The 16,590-nt window shown below is 38.0% G+C and carries 16 protein-coding genes and 2 pseudogenes; 7 read left to right on the forward strand and 11 right to left on the reverse strand.

Annotation, left to right across the window (positions count from 1 at the left end; all coding sequences use genetic code 11):
* Window positions 1-50: 50 nt before the first annotated feature.
* Entirely contained in the window at window positions 51-1,670 is a 1,620-nt protein-coding gene (locus E4O04_RS04555) for an ATP-binding protein (protein WP_253685142.1), read from the forward strand.
* A gap of 32 nt (window positions 1,671-1,702) precedes the next feature.
* Here the strand turns inward: E4O04_RS04555 and queA are convergent, their stop codons facing one another.
* Together queA and E4O04_RS04565 are read right to left on the reverse strand one after the other, a co-directional pair.
* Entirely contained in the window at window positions 1,703-2,746 is a 1,044-nt protein-coding gene (gene queA, locus E4O04_RS04560; protein ID WP_253710211.1) for a tRNA preQ1(34) S-adenosylmethionine ribosyltransferase-isomerase QueA, read from the reverse strand.
* Between the two features lie 34 nt (window positions 2,747-2,780).
* Complete coding sequence (locus E4O04_RS04565; RefSeq protein ID WP_253710213.1) at window positions 2,781-3,680, reverse strand: ankyrin repeat domain-containing protein; 900 nt, start codon at window positions 3,678-3,680, stop codon at window positions 2,781-2,783.
* 91 nt (window positions 3,681-3,771) lie between these two features.
* Between E4O04_RS04565 and amrA the strand changes: the two genes are divergently transcribed.
* Window positions 3,772-5,178: an AmmeMemoRadiSam system protein A gene (amrA, locus tag E4O04_RS04570; RefSeq protein ID WP_253710216.1), complete on the forward strand. Its 1,407-nt coding sequence runs from the start codon at window positions 3,772-3,774 to the stop codon at window positions 5,176-5,178.
* A gap of 9 nt (window positions 5,179-5,187) precedes the next feature.
* On the opposite strand, the gene E4O04_RS04575 is transcribed toward amrA, so the two are convergent.
* A complete protein-coding gene (locus E4O04_RS04575; protein WP_253688135.1) occupies window positions 5,188-6,801 on the reverse strand; it encodes an ATP-binding protein in 1,614 nt (537 codons plus the stop codon).
* A gap of 169 nt (window positions 6,802-6,970) precedes the next feature.
* Here E4O04_RS04575 and E4O04_RS04580 point away from each other — a divergent pair, with 169 nt between their 5' ends.
* The 5 genes from E4O04_RS04580 to E4O04_RS04600 all read left to right on the forward strand — a co-directional run bounded on the left by E4O04_RS04580 (window position 6,971) and on the right by E4O04_RS04600 (window position 12,238).
* Window positions 6,971-7,393 carry a hypothetical protein gene (locus E4O04_RS04580; RefSeq protein WP_253685138.1) on the forward strand — a complete coding sequence of 141 codons (423 nt, stop codon included), beginning with the start codon at window positions 6,971-6,973 and terminating at the stop codon, window positions 7,391-7,393.
* 33 nt (window positions 7,394-7,426) lie between these two features.
* Window positions 7,427-8,023, forward strand: a complete 597-nt coding sequence (locus tag E4O04_RS04585) for a shikimate kinase (RefSeq protein ID WP_253710231.1) — start codon at window positions 7,427-7,429, stop codon at window positions 8,021-8,023.
* Window positions 8,024-8,072: 49 nt separating this feature from the next.
* Window positions 8,073-9,569 (forward strand): NAD(P)-dependent malic enzyme, encoded by a 1,497-nt coding sequence (locus tag E4O04_RS04590; RefSeq protein ID WP_253710233.1) that lies wholly within the window; start codon window positions 8,073-8,075, stop codon window positions 9,567-9,569.
* 273 nt (window positions 9,570-9,842) lie between these two features.
* Window positions 9,843-11,765: a molecular chaperone HtpG gene (htpG, locus tag E4O04_RS04595; protein ID WP_253710235.1), complete on the forward strand. Its 1,923-nt coding sequence runs from the start codon at window positions 9,843-9,845 to the stop codon at window positions 11,763-11,765.
* Between the two features lie 83 nt (window positions 11,766-11,848).
* Complete coding sequence (locus E4O04_RS04600) at window positions 11,849-12,238, forward strand: Hpt domain-containing protein (RefSeq protein ID WP_253710237.1); 390 nt, start codon at window positions 11,849-11,851, stop codon at window positions 12,236-12,238.
* Window positions 12,239-12,450: 212 nt separating this feature from the next.
* On the opposite strand, the gene E4O04_RS04605 is transcribed toward E4O04_RS04600, so the two are convergent.
* From E4O04_RS04605 to E4O04_RS04630, 8 genes and pseudogenes are all read right to left on the reverse strand, one after another.
* A complete protein-coding gene (locus E4O04_RS04605) occupies window positions 12,451-12,732 on the reverse strand; it encodes a DUF6881 domain-containing protein (protein WP_253710239.1) in 282 nt (93 codons plus the stop codon).
* Between the two features lie 23 nt (window positions 12,733-12,755).
* The gene (locus E4O04_RS14155) at window positions 12,756-12,962 is read right to left on the reverse strand and encodes an RHS repeat-associated core domain-containing protein (RefSeq protein WP_371922263.1); all 207 of its coding nucleotides are present in this window, start codon (window positions 12,960-12,962) and stop codon (window positions 12,756-12,758) included.
* A gap of 16 nt (window positions 12,963-12,978) precedes the next feature.
* Window positions 12,979-13,425, reverse strand: coding sequence for an Imm26 family immunity protein (locus E4O04_RS04610; RefSeq protein WP_253685132.1), 447 nt, complete (start codon window positions 13,423-13,425; stop codon window positions 12,979-12,981).
* A pseudogene (locus E4O04_RS14160) lies at window positions 13,422-13,550 on the reverse strand (RHS repeat-associated core domain-containing protein); the annotation flags it as partial. The pseudogene E4O04_RS14160 and the gene E4O04_RS04610, both read right to left, overlap by 4 nt.
* Window positions 13,551-13,883: 333 nt before the next feature.
* A complete protein-coding gene (locus tag E4O04_RS04615) occupies window positions 13,884-14,618 on the reverse strand; it encodes a hypothetical protein (protein ID WP_253710241.1) in 735 nt (244 codons plus the stop codon).
* Between the two features lie 11 nt (window positions 14,619-14,629).
* A pseudogene (locus E4O04_RS04620) lies at window positions 14,630-15,565 on the reverse strand (hypothetical protein); the annotation flags it as partial.
* Window positions 15,528-15,848, reverse strand: coding sequence for a TfoX/Sxy family protein (locus E4O04_RS04625; RefSeq protein ID WP_253710246.1), 321 nt, complete (start codon window positions 15,846-15,848; stop codon window positions 15,528-15,530). The gene E4O04_RS04625 and the pseudogene E4O04_RS04620, both read right to left, overlap by 38 nt.
* A gap of 128 nt (window positions 15,849-15,976) precedes the next feature.
* Complete coding sequence (locus E4O04_RS04630) at window positions 15,977-16,507, reverse strand: hypothetical protein (protein ID WP_253710249.1); 531 nt, start codon at window positions 16,505-16,507, stop codon at window positions 15,977-15,979.
* Window positions 16,508-16,590 lie beyond the last annotated feature (83 nt).

The raw sequence follows: 16,590 nt of genomic DNA on the forward strand, positions 1-16,590 counted from the left end.
CAAAAAAATATGCTATAATCTAATTAAGAATTAGATTAAGGGGAGTAAAAATGCCTGAAAAAAGAAAGCTGCCGATAGGTATTCAAAATTTTGAAAAATTAAGAAAAGAAAGCTACGTTTATATCGATAAGACAAAATATATTTGGGAGCTGGTGCAAAATTTTAATCCCCACTTTTTAAGCCGACCGCGCAGGTTCGGGAAAAGTCTTTTTCTTTCTACCTTAAAGGCCTATTTTTTAGGACAAAAAGAGCTTCTCACGGGTTTGGCAATAGAAAAATTAGAAGAAGCTCAAGCCGATAAGCGGGAAATTTGGCAAAAATACCCTGTTTTCTATCTGGATTTTAATTCCGAAACCTATCGTGATATACATAGCCTTGAAACTATAATCGATAATAATCTTTCTTTGTGGGAAAAAGAGTATGGAAGTGAGCTATACGAAAAAAGTTTTTCAAGCCGCTTTGCAGGCCTTATCCGCCGAGCATACGAAAAAACAGGTAAGAGGGTTGTAATTCTTGCCGATGAATATGATAAACCTCTTTTGGAAACGATGAATGATAATCCAGAATTAAATGAAACATACAGAAAGATTCTAAAAGGCTTTTATGGGGTAATTAAGTCGAGTGACGAATATCTCCGGTTTGCCTTTTTAACGGGAGTGACAAAATTCAGTAAGGTCAGCATTTTTAGCGATTTGAATAATTTGAGGGATATTTCCCTTGAAAGGTATTATGCAGGTATTTGCGGCATTACGGAAGAAGAATTAAAAGAATCTTTTCAGCCTGAAATCAAAAGCTTATCTGAAGAAAAAAATATAAACTATGAAGAAACCCTTTCTCTTTTAAAAAAGCAATATGACGGCTATCTTTTTCATCCTCAGGGTGAATCCTTGTACAACCCCTTTAGCTTGCTTAATGCCTTTGTCAAAAAAGAAATGGGTATGTATTGGTTCGCCACAGGAACTCCGTCTTTTTTGGTCAAGTTTTTGCAAAACCAGACCGGCAATGTCAGGGAGATACTTGAGGATGCGGAGATGACCGAAAATGCCTTACAGGATTACCGTCCCGATATGGAAAACCCCATACCTATTTTGTTTCAGGCCGGATATCTGACTATAAAAAGTTTTGATCCCGAATTCGGTTTTTATAAGTTGGGCTTTCCGAATGATGAGGTAAAATACGGCTTTTTGGATAACCTTGTACCTGCATTTACATCAATAGCAAAAGATGCGAGCGGCTTGTTTATAGCTAATTTTTTAAGGGATTTGCGGAGCGGAAATATAGATTCCTTTATGGAGCGTATGTACACAGCCTGTGCAGGGTTACCCTACAGCCTTGCTGCAAAAGGCAACACCAATATGAGGGAGAGGGATTATCAAATTGCCTTTTATATCCTTTTTAGTTTGATGGGGCAATTTGCTCAAACAGAGGTAGTAAGCTCAAAAGGAAGAGCCGATTGCGTTGTGCATACTCCTAACACAGTTTATGTTTTTGAATTTAAATTGATGGGAAATGGAACGCCTCAGGAGGCAATTCAACAGATAAAAGAAAAGGGCTATGCCGAACCATACCGGATGAGCGGTAAAAAAATAGTTTTGGTAGGAGCCGTCTTCGGTGACGGTATGGATTCGGAGTCTTCCAATAACTGGCTTGCCGAAGATCTATCCAAGTAATCAAGCGAGGTTTGCCTTGAGGTAAACCTCACTTACAAAATCAGCATCGCATCCCCATACGAAAAGAATTTATATCTTTCTTCGACGGCGTGGCGGTAGGCATTAAAAATATTTTCCTTTCCGGCGAGGGCTGAGACTAGCATTACAAGGCTCGATTCGGGGGTGTGAAAATTCGTAAAGAGCTTGTCTATCAGCTTAAACTTATACGAGGGGTAAATAAAAATATCCGTAGCCTGATGCCCTCTTTTTAATTCGCTTTTGTTTTCATCCCATGCGGATTCGAGGGTTCTCACGCTGGTCGTTCCGACGGCTATGATGGGCCGCCCTTCCTTTTTCGCTTTTTCAACAGCTTGAGCTGTTTCTTCCGAAATAAAAAAATGCTCTGTGTGCATCTTATGGTCTTCTATTCTTTCTGCCCTGACAGGAAGAAAGGTGCCGAGTCCCACATGAAGCGTTACATATTCAATTTCGATTCCTCTCTCTCTTATTTTTGAAAGCACTTCTTGAGTAAAGTGAAGGCCTGCAGTGGGCGCTGCAATCGAGCCGTAGATTTCGGCATAGACAGTTTGGTAGCGGACGGCGTCTTCTTCGGTGTCCTTTCGGTGAATGTAGGGCGGAAGCGGCATGTGACCGTATTTGTCCAGCCACTCGTCATCGATGATCCTGTTAAATTTCATGCAGCGGAATTCGCTTTCGAGAGGGATTTCGGACTCGATGATTTCGGCCTCGGTTCCGTCCTCAAACAAAAAGGTTTTGCCGGGCCTTTGGCGTTTTGCTTTTTTTGCCATAACCTGCCAACGAGAACCGTCCGAGCCCTTCATGGGATTAATCATTAAAAATTCGCACACAGCATTTGTTTTGCTTTTTGCATAAATGCGGGCATGGCGCACCTTCGAATTATTAAAAATCATCAGGGCGTTTTTGGGGAGAAGATCGGGCAGCTCCGTAAAAAGTCGGTCTTCAAGTTTTCCGCTTTGTTTGTATAAAATTAAAAGCCTGTCTCCGCCTCTTTTTTCTGAAGGCGATTGAGCTATAAGCTCTTCCGGTAAGTCAAAGTTAAATTCTTTTGTAAGCATAGTCTTCCATCAAGGTAAATTTTTAAAGTATTTTTTAATTTGTTTGTTCTCCGAACAAGGATAAAATTGCTTTATTACCGAAAAGTTTTGCATATCCTAAGGCTGACATACCTAGGCCGTCTTTTATATTACAGTCGGCTCCGTGCTTTACAAGCATTTCCACGATATCGGCTTCACGGCGGCCTACCGAAAGAATCAAGGCTGTCTGTCCGTCCTTGCTTTGAATATTGGTGTCGGCTTTTTTTTCGAGGAGAACCTTTACCGCCTCGCCGTATCCGACTTGGGCTGCATCCATCAAGGCCGAATAGTTTCTGTCTTCCGCGCAGAGGTTTATTGCTGCTCCTTTTTCGAGGAGGAGCTCAAGCGTTTCAAAACACTTATTTCTTACGGCAAGGGATAGAACAGGTGTTCCGAGGGAATCCTTTTGCGAAGGGTCAAAACCTGCGTCGATAAAAAGGCTGACTATTTCCTTCTCGTTGTTTTTAACGGCACGCACATAATTCGGAATAAAGAGGGAATAGCCGCTTTCCAATAATTTTGTACGGGCTTGTTCTTTGAGCAGGTTTTCGTTAAAGCGTCTTTTTTCTACCTCGAAGTAGGCATCAAAGGACTTAATCGTAAGCATTACAAAGGAACGCAAAAAGTTTTTAGGCAGTTCAAGCTTTTCTTCTTCAAGTACAAGAACCGGAAGGTTTAAGCCCGTAGCATAGCCCGAAAAAAACATAAAGCCCAAATAGGCCACCGGATTTTTACTGTAAATAAAGAGAACATGCGTAATGTTTTTCATAATATGGCGCGGCGTGTTTAAGTTTTCATCTTTCCATATCTCATCTTCATTGTATAAGGTTACATCGCATTCGTGGGATATGATTATATTTTTTATAGCCATCGCTGCGTCTTTTTTCTTTTCATCATAGAAAATAGCGACATTCATAGGGCTAAGTATATCTTCTTATCCAAAAAAAGTAAATAGAATCATAACAAATCTATTGATATAATTATAAAAACTATATTATAATGTTTTTATGAATAAAGAATCAGCTGATTTAAAACATGTTAATTTGAAGGCTGCTTATATAACGCCGCATCCTCCGATTATAATCCCCGAAATAGGAAGGGGAGAAGAAAAAAAAATAGCCTCAACTTCTGGGGCTCTTAAAACTATATCGGAAGAAATAAGGCAAATAGAACCCGAAACCATTATAATTATTACTCCCCATGCAAAAATGCACCGAGGGGCAGTTACCATTAATACTGCCAAGATTATTGAAGGAAGCATGAGGCAATTCGGCTGCCCTGACCTAAACCTTTCGGCAAATAACAACACAGATATAGTCAAAAGTATAATCAAAAAATGTAAAAAAACCGGTTTTCCTTATGCTGCAGTAGATATGAGCCTTGATCACGGCTCTTTTGTTCCTCTTTATTTTATAGCTTCCGAACTCTCAACCTTTTCTCTTGTTCATATAAATTACGGAATTATGCTGAGTGCAATGCTCGAAGAATTCGGTTCAATTCTTTCCGAAATTATAGAGGAAAAAAAATGCAAATCTGTTTTTGTTGCAAGCGGAGATCTTTCTCACCGGCTTCTTTCTACAGGGCCTTACGGTTTTGCTCCTGAAGGACCTAAATTCGATAAGGAGTTTGTAAGAATTATAGAAAAGGGCTGTCTTTCCGAATTTGCCGAAATGTCCCCTGTCTTGGCTGAAAGAGCCGGAGAGTGCGGCTTAAATTCTTTCTTGATATTGTCAGGCCTTTTATCCTGCTATGAATATTCTCAAGAGCTGCTTTCTTATGAGGGGCCCTTCGGTGTCGGATATGGTGTAGCCCGGTTTAAGGTTGAATCTATAAGGCAGGAAGAAGATGATGAAGAATCTGAAGAAGTTTTTAACGGAAAAAAGAAATTTATCTTGCCTGATTCTCAAACTAAGGACCCATATATAAAGCTTGCAAGGAAGAGTATTACCTACTATTTAAAGCACAAGGAATTTTTAAAACATAAAAGCATAAGAGGTATTCCTGCAGACAGGGCCGGTGTTTTTGTATGTTTGAAAAAAAAAGGAACGCTTCGCGGATGTATAGGAACAATTATGCCTACCAAAAGGACTATAAAGGAAGAGATAATTAAAAATGCCGTATCAGCCGCCTTAAATGATCCGCGTTTTCCGCCTGTCGATTTATCCGAAATGAACGATATTATCTGCTCTGTGGATATTCTTTCAGAACCGGAAGAAATAAAATCCGTTTCGGATTTGGATGTAAAGCGTTTCGGCGTAATAGTTGCCTCGGGTGGCCGTACAGGACTTCTTTTACCCAATCTTGACGGCATAGACTCCGTCGGTATGCAGCTTGCCATTGCTCTTCAAAAGGGCGGTATAAGTCCCGAAGAACCTTATACTATGTACCGCTTTGAAGTTATAAGACATGAGTAATAAGAGGTTTTAAATTTCTTCCTTAATCCATTCCCCGACGGTTTTTTCTTCAGGATCAAAACTGACACCTATAAGCACTATCTGCTTATTATCAGCCTTGAACCTTTCGGCATAGTTTTTCTCTTTTATTTGATTTAAAGCGGTTTTTGCATCTTCTTTTAGTTTAAACTCAAAGATATAAATTGCCGTGCCGGTTTTTACAACACAATCAGTTCTCCCCTTTGATGAAGGTATTTCCACCTCGACAAATTGTCCCATCAGGGCAAAGACAAGATAAATACATATCTGATAGTTATACTCCCTTAAAGCAAGGTTTTCGTTACTGTCTTTTTTTACATTGCTATATGGAAGACTTGCCATTATCGACTTTAACCTCTGCATAAAATCTTCTACCCGTCCTGCAATAATATCTCTATAAAATTGGGCTATACAAAAAGGCCCTTCTGCATATACTACATTACAATAACTTGGGAAAAGATTATATAAAAATCCGTAGCGTACCTCATCGTTCGGGAAGCCCAATTTATAAAGCCGTACCAATTTATCATAACTCTTTATCGTTAGGTATCCTGCTTGAAACAAGATAGGTATTACCGAGCCTGATTCTGCCCTGTAGTCGGATAGACCTGATGCATCCATTTCTACATTTCCGTCAAGGTCGGGGATATTGTATGAATAGTTTTTTAAATAGTTTACCAAGAAGGTGGGAGTTCCGGTTTCAAACCAGTAATTACCCAGTTCTTTTTTTGCAAAGGCATTCAGCAAACTAAAGGGATTATATACATTTATACTGTTTTGATTAAAAAGATAGCCGTCGTATCTTTGCTTTAGCATTAGTAAGATATCTTCATAGCTGCAAGCTTCTCTTTCCTGTAGAATTTTAATTTCAGGTTGAAAGGTTTTTTCAAGTTCTTCTTGAGTAATCCCGCAAATACAGCCGAAGTCTTCTTCCATGCTTATATCACGGAGATTGTTTAAATCGCTGAAAATACTTACCTTGCTGAATTTTGTAACTCCGGTTAAAAATGCAAAACGGATATATTGGTCGGAACTCTTTAATGCGGAATAAAAAGCCTTTAACACGGCTCTGTATTCTTCATTCAATTTTTCATTTATACTCATTGTTTGGAGGAGGGGTTTATCGTATTCATCCACCAAGACGACAACCTGTTTGCCGGTTTTTTCGTAAGCGGTTTTTATTGCTGCTTCAAATCTTAGACCGAAAGCCGCAGTGTTTTCATGCATTATGCCATATTGCTTTTCTATATTTTTAAGCAAAAAATTAATCCTTTCATTGAGATCTTCAATACCGCTATACTTCCCGACATTAAAATCCAAATGAAAAACGGGGTATTCCTGCCAGATTTCCCTTTTTTCTTTTTCGGCTTCTTCCAATTTCTCGATGGCTAAACCTTTGAATAATTCTTTTTGCCCTAAAAAGTATGCCTCTAGTGTTGAAAGAAGGAGACTCTTACCGAATCGGCGCGGTCTGCTTAAAAAATAAACACGTCCTGATGAAGCTAACTTATACACAAGTTCCGTTTTATCTGCATAGAGAAAATTATCATTACGTATTACCTTAAAACTTTGTACGCCTATAGGCAGTTTTCTACTAAAATCCATCATAACTAATAGTCTAGCATAAGCAGGATAGCTTGTCAATTATTTAGTAATTTAGTATTCTTGGCCGTCGAAATAAGGTTCCGCTTCTATTGAATCGAATGTGCTTATAGGTTATACTTAAACAAGAAAACTCGAGGAGCAAAAAATTAAAACTCGAAAATTTAAATTATTGATATTTTTTTTCTGTACCCTGTTCTGTGTTTTTTCGTGTAAGAGCCGCAGACTTGCCGAACCCTTGGAAACGCCTGAGGTTTTAATCGAAGAGAAGCCGGAAGACCCATTTTTGGGTGTTTATATTATGGACCTGCCTTCATCGCGAAGCGGAATTACAAGCTATTCTGTGGAATTTAAGGCCGATCAAACTGCAAGGGTTTTGCTTTTTAAAGAAGGAAGAACGGAGCCTGAAATTTCTTATGGCAAGTGGCTTATAGCAAAGGACGGAATTATTATTTTGTATTTTGAACAAAGTGTCCCGAGCGAATTTTTTATAAAAAATGCGGACGGCTCTCTTTCATTTTTAAACGCTCAAAGAAAGCCGTATTCCGGCGAATTGGGCGAGCTTCTTATTTTACGCAAAATTAAAAAGGATTAACTTAAACCAATTTATTTCAAAGGAAATATTTTAATGATTATATTTTTAATCGGAATGAGCCGGGCAGGAAAAACCGAAACAGGAAAGATTTTAGCAAAAAAATTAAAAGCCTCCTTTACAGACACCGATTCTTTTATGGAATATCTTTACGATAAAACTATAAGAGAACTTTATAAAGCTCATGGAGAAAAAAAATTCCGAGTAAAAGAATTGGAATGCTTTGACAAAATAATCAAAAACTTTTCGTCCTGCTCCAATGAGAAAAACGCCGTTCTCTCTGGTAACGAAAACGCCGTTATCTGTGATGAGAAAAACGCTGTTGTCAGCACGGGAGGAGGTTATGCCGAAAACGAAATTCTTATTAAAAAACTAAAAGATTTTCCCCGAATAATTTTAATCGACACCGAGCCTGCCGAAATTTTTTATAGAATAAAAGCGGCTGAACACAAAGAAGGTTTTTATCCTGCCTTTTTGGGAGAAAATATTAAAGATGAAAAAGATGCGGAAGACCGTTTTTTTGCCGTATATGAAAGGCGGATAAAAATTTATCGAGAGCTGGCTTCATTTTCCATAAATCCGAAAAACCTTTCCCCGGAAAACACAGCGGAACAAATCATTTTGTCTTTGTAAATAAATTTACGGCTTGATAAAATTCGGTTCTTATGCTATCATTGATAGTATGAAAAGCATCGATAAGGAGTTGAACTCCATTACTGAATTATTCCCGTCCGATTTTACGGATGATGAAAAGGCTCTCGCGAAAACGCATTTTTTAAAAAAACTGTCTGTTTTAACTCACAGTTTTTACGGCGGAAAGCTCCAGACTGTCCCCAAATGCGGTTTATACGGGTTTAACTGGTTTAACGTTTGGTATACGCCCGGCGTTTCCGCAATTTCTACCTCAATTCGCGATGATAATGAAACATCCTTTGCTCTTTCCAACAAAGGTAATTTGGTTGCTGTTGTAAGCAACTCTACGCGAGTTTTAGGCGACGGCGACTGCACTCCTCCCGGAGGCTTGGGGGTTATGGAAGGCAAGTGCATGCTTATGAAATATTTAGGCGGCGTTGACTCCTATCCTCTGTGTATCGATTCTCGAGTAAGAGTTGACGAAGAAGAAAAACGGGGCATAAAAGCAGGAAAGCATGATCCCGACAAGATTATCGATTTTGTCAGAATGCTTGAACCTTCAGTAGGTGCCGTAAACCTTGAAGATATTCAGCAGCCCGATTGCTTTAAGGTTTTAGATACCTTGAGAGAGGTCTGCGAAATCCCCGTCTGGCACGATGATGCTCAGGGAACCGCCTGTATAACCCTCGCAGGTCTTTTGAACGCCATAAAACTTACAGGCAAAAAAATGGAAGACTGCAAGATTGTTCTTTTGGGAGCAGGTGCATCAAACACGACAATCGCCCGCCTTATCTTGGCTGACGGCGGAAAGCCTGAAAACATGATAATCTGCGATTCAAGAGGCGGTTTACACTCAGGCCGAAAAGACATAGAAGAAGATAAACGCTACTACCGAAAGTGGGAACTCTGTTTAAAGACCAACCCCAAAAAGATAGAAACCTTTGATGAGGCTATGAAAGGTGCTGACGTTTTAATAGCCCTTTCTACTCCCGGGCCAAACACCGTAACAAAGGAACAGGTCGCTTCGATGAACGAAAAGGCCATCGTTTTCACTTGTGCAAACCCCATCCCCGAAATCTGGCCGCATGAAGCCAAGGCCGCAGGTGCCTATATCGTAGGAACAGGCCGCGGAGACTTCCCGAACCAGATCAATAACTCCGTTTGTTTCCCCGGCATCTTAAAGGGTGCCCTCTTGGTACGAGCCAAAAAGATTTCCGACGGAATGGCAATCCGCTGTTCTCACTCGATTGCAGACTACTCCGAAAAGAAGGGAATCAATCCCGACAATATAGTAGTTACAATGCAGGATGAGGATGTATTTGCTGTTGAAGCTGCCGACGTTGCAATGCAGGCTATCAAAGAAGGCTTGGCCCGCGTAACCATGACATGGGAAGAAGCTTACGAGCGAGCAAAAAAAGATATCGAAGAAAGCCGCTCCTTGACCAAAATGTTAATGGAAAAGAACTTCATCAAAGAACCTCCTCAGGAGTTCTACGAAAAAGCCTTAGAATATGCCGTTGAGCAGATTAAGAAAAACAGAAAATAAATCTTTTTAAAAATCTTCTTGTATTTTTAAAAAGACTCTGTACAAGACCGGCCGGATCTTAAAAAGACTCGGCCGGTTTTTATTTATCAAACATTTTTATGGCAGCTTGTTTTAAGGTCAATGGAGACATTATCATTGTTTTTCAAAACACAGAATTCCCTCCTCTTGCCTTTTTACCGATAATTTATTATCCTTGAATATCTATATTAATAATTAATTTTTAATACCCCTTTGCGCTCTTTGCGTGCTCTGCGGTTTATTTTGGAGGTTGTTATGGCACAGTACAAGTTTGAAACTGAAGTGAACCAGCTTTTGTCGCTCATCATTCATTCGCTTTATTCAAACAAGGAAATCTTTTTGAGGGAACTTGTTTCCAACTCTTCGGATGCGTTGGACAAGCTAAAGTATTTGACCCTTTCAGATGAGGCTTATAAGCAGATTAAATTCGAGCCCAGAATCGATATCTGTTTTGACGATACGGCTAATACGCTCACCGTGCGGGATACCGGCTTGGGTATGAACGAGGAAGATCTAAAAAATAATTTGGGAACTATAGCAAGATCCGGAACAAAGGCTTTTTTAGATCAGCTTGCCGCAGCCGATAAAAAAGACTCCAACCTTATCGGTCAGTTCGGTGTAGGTTTTTATTCGGCTTTTATGGCCGCATCTACCATCGACGTTATTTCCAAAAAGGCCGGAGAAAGCGATGTTTGGAAATGGACCTCGGACGGAAAAGGTTCCTACGACTTGGAAAAGGTTGACGATACTGCCTTCCCCATAATAGACGATGTGCCCGAGGGAGCAAACGGAACCTGCGTTATACTTCACCTAAACAATGAGGACTCGGAGTATGCTACCCGCTGGCGTATCGAAGAAATAATTAAAACCTATTCCGATCACATTGCCTTCCCCATCTATCTTCATTTTACGGAAAAGCAATATGACGATAAGGGAAAGGTAAAGTCCGAAGCCTTTAAAACGGAGCAGATAAACGATGCGGGAGCCCTTTGGCAAAAACCTAAGTCGGAATTAAAAGAGGAGGATTATTTTAACTTTTATAAATCCCTTTCGCACGACTCCCAAGAGCCCCTCCTCTATGTGCACACAAAGGCAGAAGGAACTCAAGAATATACAACCCTCTTTTATATTCCGTCGAAGGCTCCCTTCGACATGTTCCATGCGGACTATAAGCCGGGAGTTAAGCTTTTTGTAAAAAGGGTCTTTATTACCGATGACGAAAAAGAACTTCTCCCAACATACCTCCGCTTTGTACGCGGCGTTATCGACAGCGAGGACTTGCCCTTAAACGTAAGCCGCGAAATCTTACAGCAAAATAGAATTCTTTCAAGCATTAAAAATGCCTCGGTAAAAAAACTTTTAGGAGAATTTAAAAAGCTCGCCGAAAACGACAAGGAAAAATACAATAAATTCATAGCCGAATTTAACCGTCCTTTGAAGGAAGGCTTGTACGGCGACTATGAGCACAGGGAAGAACTCGCCGACCTCGTCCGCTTTAAAACAACTTCTCCCGATGTAAAAGAAGATGAGTGGACAAGTTTTGCCGATTATGTTTCGAGAATGAAGGCCGATCAAAAGGCTATCTACTATATTACCGGAGAAGATGAAAAGACCTTGCGCCAATCTCCTCATCTTGAAGTTTACAAACAAAAAGGCTTTGAAGTTTTAATCATGCCCGATGAGGTTGACGATATAATTATTCCTTCATTGGGAAAATACAAGGAATGGGAATTGAAGGCTGCAAACAGAGCCGGTTCCGATAAGGAGCTTAGCACCGAAGAAGAAACCAAAGAAGCAGAAAAAAAAGAAAAAGACTTTAAGCCCGTTCTCGAAAAGATTCAAGAAGTGCTTGGCGATAAGGTAAAAGAGGTACGTTTTTCAAAACGCCTTTCCGATTCTCCTTCATGTATAGTTGTGGATGAAAGCGATCCCAGCCTCCAGATGGAAAGAATGATGAGGGCTATGGGGCAGTTTAACACAAGTGCCGTTAAGCCGATATTGGAGGTAAATGCGGATCATCCCTTGGTTCAAAAATTAAAGGATTCCGAGGACAAGGAATTTGTAGAGGATATGTCCAACCTGCTTTTGGAACAAGCCCTCTTAGTCGAAAGCGGAGAGCTAAAAGCCCCGGTCGACTTTGTAAAGAGGCTTAACAGGCTGATGACAAACTTAAAATAGATTTTGAAATAACTTAAGGCCTCGCAAACCAGGTTTTTGCAAGGCCTTAGCTTTAATTTATAAAAGTTTTTATAGGGGAAAATATGTATTTAGACAGAGCGGCTGCGATGGAGCTTGTAGACGGAGACATGGAAATATACATGAGCTTACTTGAAACCTTTATCGAAGCCTATGAAAAAGATGTGACTGAAATAGAGCGGTTAAAAACTCTTTTTGACTCAAATGCTGAGGCCGTTTTAAGCGATGGTGATTTGCGTGAAAATGTACGGAAAACGGCTCACAAGATAAAGGGCAGCTCGTATATGGTCGGTGCAAGCATCCTAGGTGATTCCGCAAAGGATATAGAAAAGTTCCTGGTTGAGCCTTCAAACATCAAAACACCCGCAAATGTCGAATTGCTCAACGGCTTTCTTGCAAAGTTTAAAGAAAACTATGTTAATACCTTAAAAGAAATGAAAACGGTTATTTCATAAAGATTTTAACTTTACTCAAATTATTTTTTAAAATTTTACGATTTATTACAAAAAGCTCTGAATCGTTAAACTTCAGTTTAAAAAAAAACGGTCTCTTGCCGTTAATCGATTTGTCATACTATTCTCTCCAACTACAGTTGAAAAGTTTTATAAGATAATGCTTTTTTAAGCGGTTTCTTCTGCTGTTAAACCGGCATATTCCAAGGAACAGTTTATTCTGAATTACATCTCAACCATACATTACAGCACTCACTTTTAGGAATTTCTATTGTTTGCATAACTTCCGTTTCTTCTTCATAATTAAGCTCTTCAAGAGAAGGATATTTCCCCTCAACTAATCTATCTGAATTGATATAATTAGAATATAGGATATGATTACCATTTTTGAAAATCTCGACCTTCCTTACTTCGTATCCTTCTTTATCAATTTCAGAAAAAATATACTCCGGTTCATCTGTAAAACTGTGAAGCCGGTGAATTTTGAAATATTTCATATATTTATCCTCCACATTTTATTTCACATCGAGAACGTAGGCAACAAAGTCGGATTACCACCCGCCAACCCTATAGGGTCTTGTGATATATAAGCACCTGTCTTCTGGCTGTAATAACGCTTATAATTATATACTAACTCAGTCTCGGTATCAAGATATTGACCTTGATATAAAAAAAACCGCCGATGTTCCGCCAAAGGTGGAAGAAAGAAAGCAGAAAAATGCTTCAATTGAAGCGTTTTTTAATTATTCAAATGCCATTTTTAGAAAATTATTCATAGCTTCATATCCTGCATTTAACATTTTGGGAATTGTTTTTATTTCAGCATTATTTAATGGTCTTACCTCTTCGTCGCCTTTAAATAATTTGCCCCCAATATTGTGATACTGAAAATTATCACTTTCTTCAATTGTCAATTTTTGGCTACCAATAATTTCCCATTCGCCTTTTTTTAGCTTTGTAATGTCAGTATAAAATACACTAATTAATCCGGTAAAAATCTGAACGGAAATATTTTGGGCGGTATCTATTATTTCTACAGCTTCTTCTTTTGTATCAACTAGCTTGTCTTTTACAATAAATGAAAAAGCATTCTTTGTCCTTTTTGAAATCCACAATACCTTACAAACAGCATATTTATCTTGATATGGTATAAGAAATACATCGCCAATTTTAACTTTAATATTCTTCATAATCTTATAAATCTAATTTTGAACCCAATCGGGTCTTGGCTTATGTAATTCCCTGTGTTTGGGTTGTAATACCTATATCTATCATTATACGCTAATTCGGTTCTTATATCAAGGTTTTGACCTTGATATAAGAACGGATAATCTCACCTCAAAGAGCTCTTTGCAAAATTCCAAATTTTTCTCTAAAAAGTTGTTTTAATTCTAAAAACAGTAAAAGGCTCGGAGAATATCCCCGGCTTTACGCTTTTATTTCAAAATTTACAACCGGTTGTCTGATTGTTACAATCAGGACTTCCAATCCGGAGCATTACCTTAGTTGTAACAATTGTAAATATCATCTACATTGTTAACATCTTCAATTGTCATCCCATTGGGAAGTATTCCTGCATAAAGGAGCGTGTAAGTGTGAGTACGATACTCTTTTGATAATAAATTATAAAAGTATAATTGTATTTCGGTTAGATTTTTTTGTCAATTAATATCTCTTTACCAAGATGTTCTTGAAATAAAACACTACTCAAATCTTCTAACATAAACCTATGGGGTGGAAAATCTATTTCTTCATCAATGTTTAATTTTTTTATTGTATCGTATCCATTCATTATATTATTGACAGTGTTTTTTTGACATCTAAAATCTTTATGTAAAGTATCAATCATCATTGATGATGTTGCCAATACACATTCATAACTATTTCCCCATACAAATGAATGTTGTGTGGGTGTAGAAAGCGAATTAATTGCGAGTCTTTTGTTAAATTCCATTCGATTTATACATAAGCCCAAATTAGTAATACTATCCTGTTGAGTTATGTTTAAATTATGGATATTCAAATTGGGATTTTTGAAACTCATCAATCCACATGCAAAAAGAGACTCTCCTATATTTTGTAAGTTAATATTATACATCAATGTTTCAAAAGTTTTTTGGCTGTCATCCAATGAGGACTTATAAAAAATGACTTCCGGTATTTGAGCTTCAATATTGTCAGGGAATACTCTTTTTACAAAAGATTGAAATCGTTTATAAAATTTAAATTCCTCAGAATATTGTAATGATAACTTTGGTGCAGTAACCTGATATTCTATAGGAGGCACCAAAATGCAATTTTCGTCTCGAATATACTCTTGAAATATATATCCTAAAAAATTTAAAATCTCAATTTTATATTGAATCTTTCCTTTTTTGGACAAGGCCTTTAATTTCCGTAGTGCAGCTGAGTTATGTCTCTCGTATTTCTTGGCGGTACTAACCACAGTTTTTTATCGAATGTTTTTTGCAATGTTTCTTGTTGCAATGGAACGAGCAGCTCAACATCATCAAGACAATAACGAATTGAATTTACTCTTGCATCGGAAATGCAGTATTTATCAAGCCTTAAATGAATGATTTTACAATCCTCCAATACCGTATCATTCTTTTTATGACCGTAAAGACCGAGGCTCCCAATTATAAAACCGTCTTTTACAAGAAGATAATTAGCATAAGGTATAGCAGTATTATTTCTTCGGAATCCCTTTTCAACGAGAATACTTCGATCAACTGGATATTTTTTAAAAGCACCGCAAGAAAGCAGTTTTTTATAATCTCTGCCGGAAGGATTATCCTGTTTTACATAAATATCGAATCCGTCCGCAACTATATCGGCAACAGTTGTATGAGTCATATTAATCTTTGTGTTGTTAATCGTAAAAACCGGAGGCCTCACCGGAACGCTGATTATGATATATACCAAAAACATATAAAGTGAAAATATTGCGACAGCCACAAACACAAAAATACTTCTTCCGGTACGCTTTCGTGCATTAAAAAGAGCCATAACCGGAGGCAAAATAATATATGTTGCCAAATTAGAAAATCCTGAGCCTCCCTTTTTTATAACCTGTAAGGCAAATAATACCGCCCCAAGTATGACAGATGCATATACCAAAAACTCGCTGAACCTCATTTTTGTAGTATCTGTCTGTTTGTTTACAGGTTCTTCCATCAGTGATTTTCCACCGGAAACAGTTCGTTTCATATAAATATACATTCCGAAGATAACCGCTAAAAAAATAAGTCCTGAAACGGAAAGCAGCAAAATAAAAATCAATCTTCCCAATCTATCGTCTCCTTTTAGATTTTGGGTCAGGCAGTTCATCAAACATAGTTTTAAATAAACCTGTCAAAAAATCTTTGCTGTCTACATCATCAACTAAGAGCATTTCTTTTGCACCGTCATACGGCAGCTCATAGCCGGCATTCGGCATATAGGTTATCGCCGATTTTACAGGTTTAACAAGTAATCTGTCATCATAAATACCGCCGACAATCTTACCTTGGTAGTATAAAATATATTCTCCCATCATCGCTCTATAGCTTATGTCTTCCAATTCGGATAACTGATCCAAAATAAAATCCAAATATTCTTTACTTGATGCCATTTGTACCTCAATAAGTTTAATTTGCTTGACTTAAATTATTATATCGCATTATCTAATTTTGTGCTAGTTTTTTTTAAGCTATATCTACATCATCACAATATTTGCGCATAATTATTCTTATAGCCTTCCTATTCTCTCAGTTTGTTGATTTCTACTTTATACTCATCTTCAGATATGAATAAATCAAGAAAGTCAGAGAAACGCCCCAATTCTTCAATCTCTCTAAAGAATACTTCGTGATCTGTAGTGTATACTTTGGGATTGCTAATATCTTTATCGCTTAGGCATATAAAGTAATAATTGGGATAAGAGTTGGATTCGCCAATAATTAAAAACTCTAAATCATTGCAAGGAATGACTGAGCTTACATATTCTTTATGTATAAACCCGGAGTATTCATCATAGTCGGCTGTTCCTTTTGTGAAAGGAGTAAATTTCTCAGTTTGGTATTGTATCCTTGGATATGGGATTTCCAATTCAGGTAATATTCCTTCTGCCTTTATTCTATCTAGCAAATCATCTTCTAAGTAATCGCTAAAGTCCTGCATAAGATAACTTTTAGGTAAGCTAATGCTTTCCATATTGTGCAGCAAGTTCTCGCCTTCAAAGGCAGATTTGCCGCCAAGTTTAGTGATTCTATCAATTATTCTTTTGTCCATAGTTTCCTTATATTCTCCCTTTCAGATATATTTTTGGGCACCTCTAAAAACCTATTTTTTAGTGTACCTATTTATTATTTTAG

Origin of the sequence: Treponema sp. OMZ 799 (assembly GCF_024181365.1) — a bacterium.
In the GTDB taxonomy this organism is placed as follows: Bacteria; Spirochaetota; Spirochaetia; order Treponematales; family Treponemataceae; genus Treponema_B.

Excerpts from the sequence above, each read along its gene's own strand:
- E4O04_RS04555 (WP_253685142.1), top strand. The coding sequence starts at position 51 with ATGCCTGAAAAAAGAAAGCTGCCGATAGGTATTCAAAATTTTGAAAAA.
- queA (WP_253710211.1), bottom strand. The coding sequence starts at position 2,746 with ATGCTTACAAAAGAATTTAACTTTGACTTACCGGAAGAGCTTATAGCT.
- E4O04_RS04565 (WP_253710213.1), bottom strand. The coding sequence starts at position 3,680 with ATGAATGTCGCTATTTTCTATGATGAAAAGAAAAAAGACGCAGCGATG.
- amrA (WP_253710216.1), top strand. The coding sequence starts at position 3,772 with ATGAATAAAGAATCAGCTGATTTAAAACATGTTAATTTGAAGGCTGCT.
- E4O04_RS04575 (WP_253688135.1), bottom strand. The coding sequence starts at position 6,801 with ATGGATTTTAGTAGAAAACTGCCTATAGGCGTACAAAGTTTTAAGGTA.
- E4O04_RS04585 (WP_253710231.1), top strand. The coding sequence starts at position 7,427 with ATGATTATATTTTTAATCGGAATGAGCCGGGCAGGAAAAACCGAAACA.
- E4O04_RS04590 (WP_253710233.1), top strand. The coding sequence starts at position 8,073 with ATGAAAAGCATCGATAAGGAGTTGAACTCCATTACTGAATTATTCCCG.
- htpG (WP_253710235.1), top strand. The coding sequence starts at position 9,843 with ATGGCACAGTACAAGTTTGAAACTGAAGTGAACCAGCTTTTGTCGCTC.
- E4O04_RS04600 (WP_253710237.1), top strand. The coding sequence starts at position 11,849 with ATGTATTTAGACAGAGCGGCTGCGATGGAGCTTGTAGACGGAGACATG.
- E4O04_RS04605 (WP_253710239.1), bottom strand. The coding sequence starts at position 12,732 with ATGAAATATTTCAAAATTCACCGGCTTCACAGTTTTACAGATGAACCG.
- E4O04_RS04610 (WP_253685132.1), bottom strand. The coding sequence starts at position 13,425 with ATGAAGAATATTAAAGTTAAAATTGGCGATGTATTTCTTATACCATAT.
- E4O04_RS04625 (WP_253710246.1), bottom strand. The coding sequence starts at position 15,848 with ATGGCATCAAGTAAAGAATATTTGGATTTTATTTTGGATCAGTTATCC.
- E4O04_RS04630 (WP_253710249.1), bottom strand. The coding sequence starts at position 16,507 with ATGGACAAAAGAATAATTGATAGAATCACTAAACTTGGCGGCAAATCT.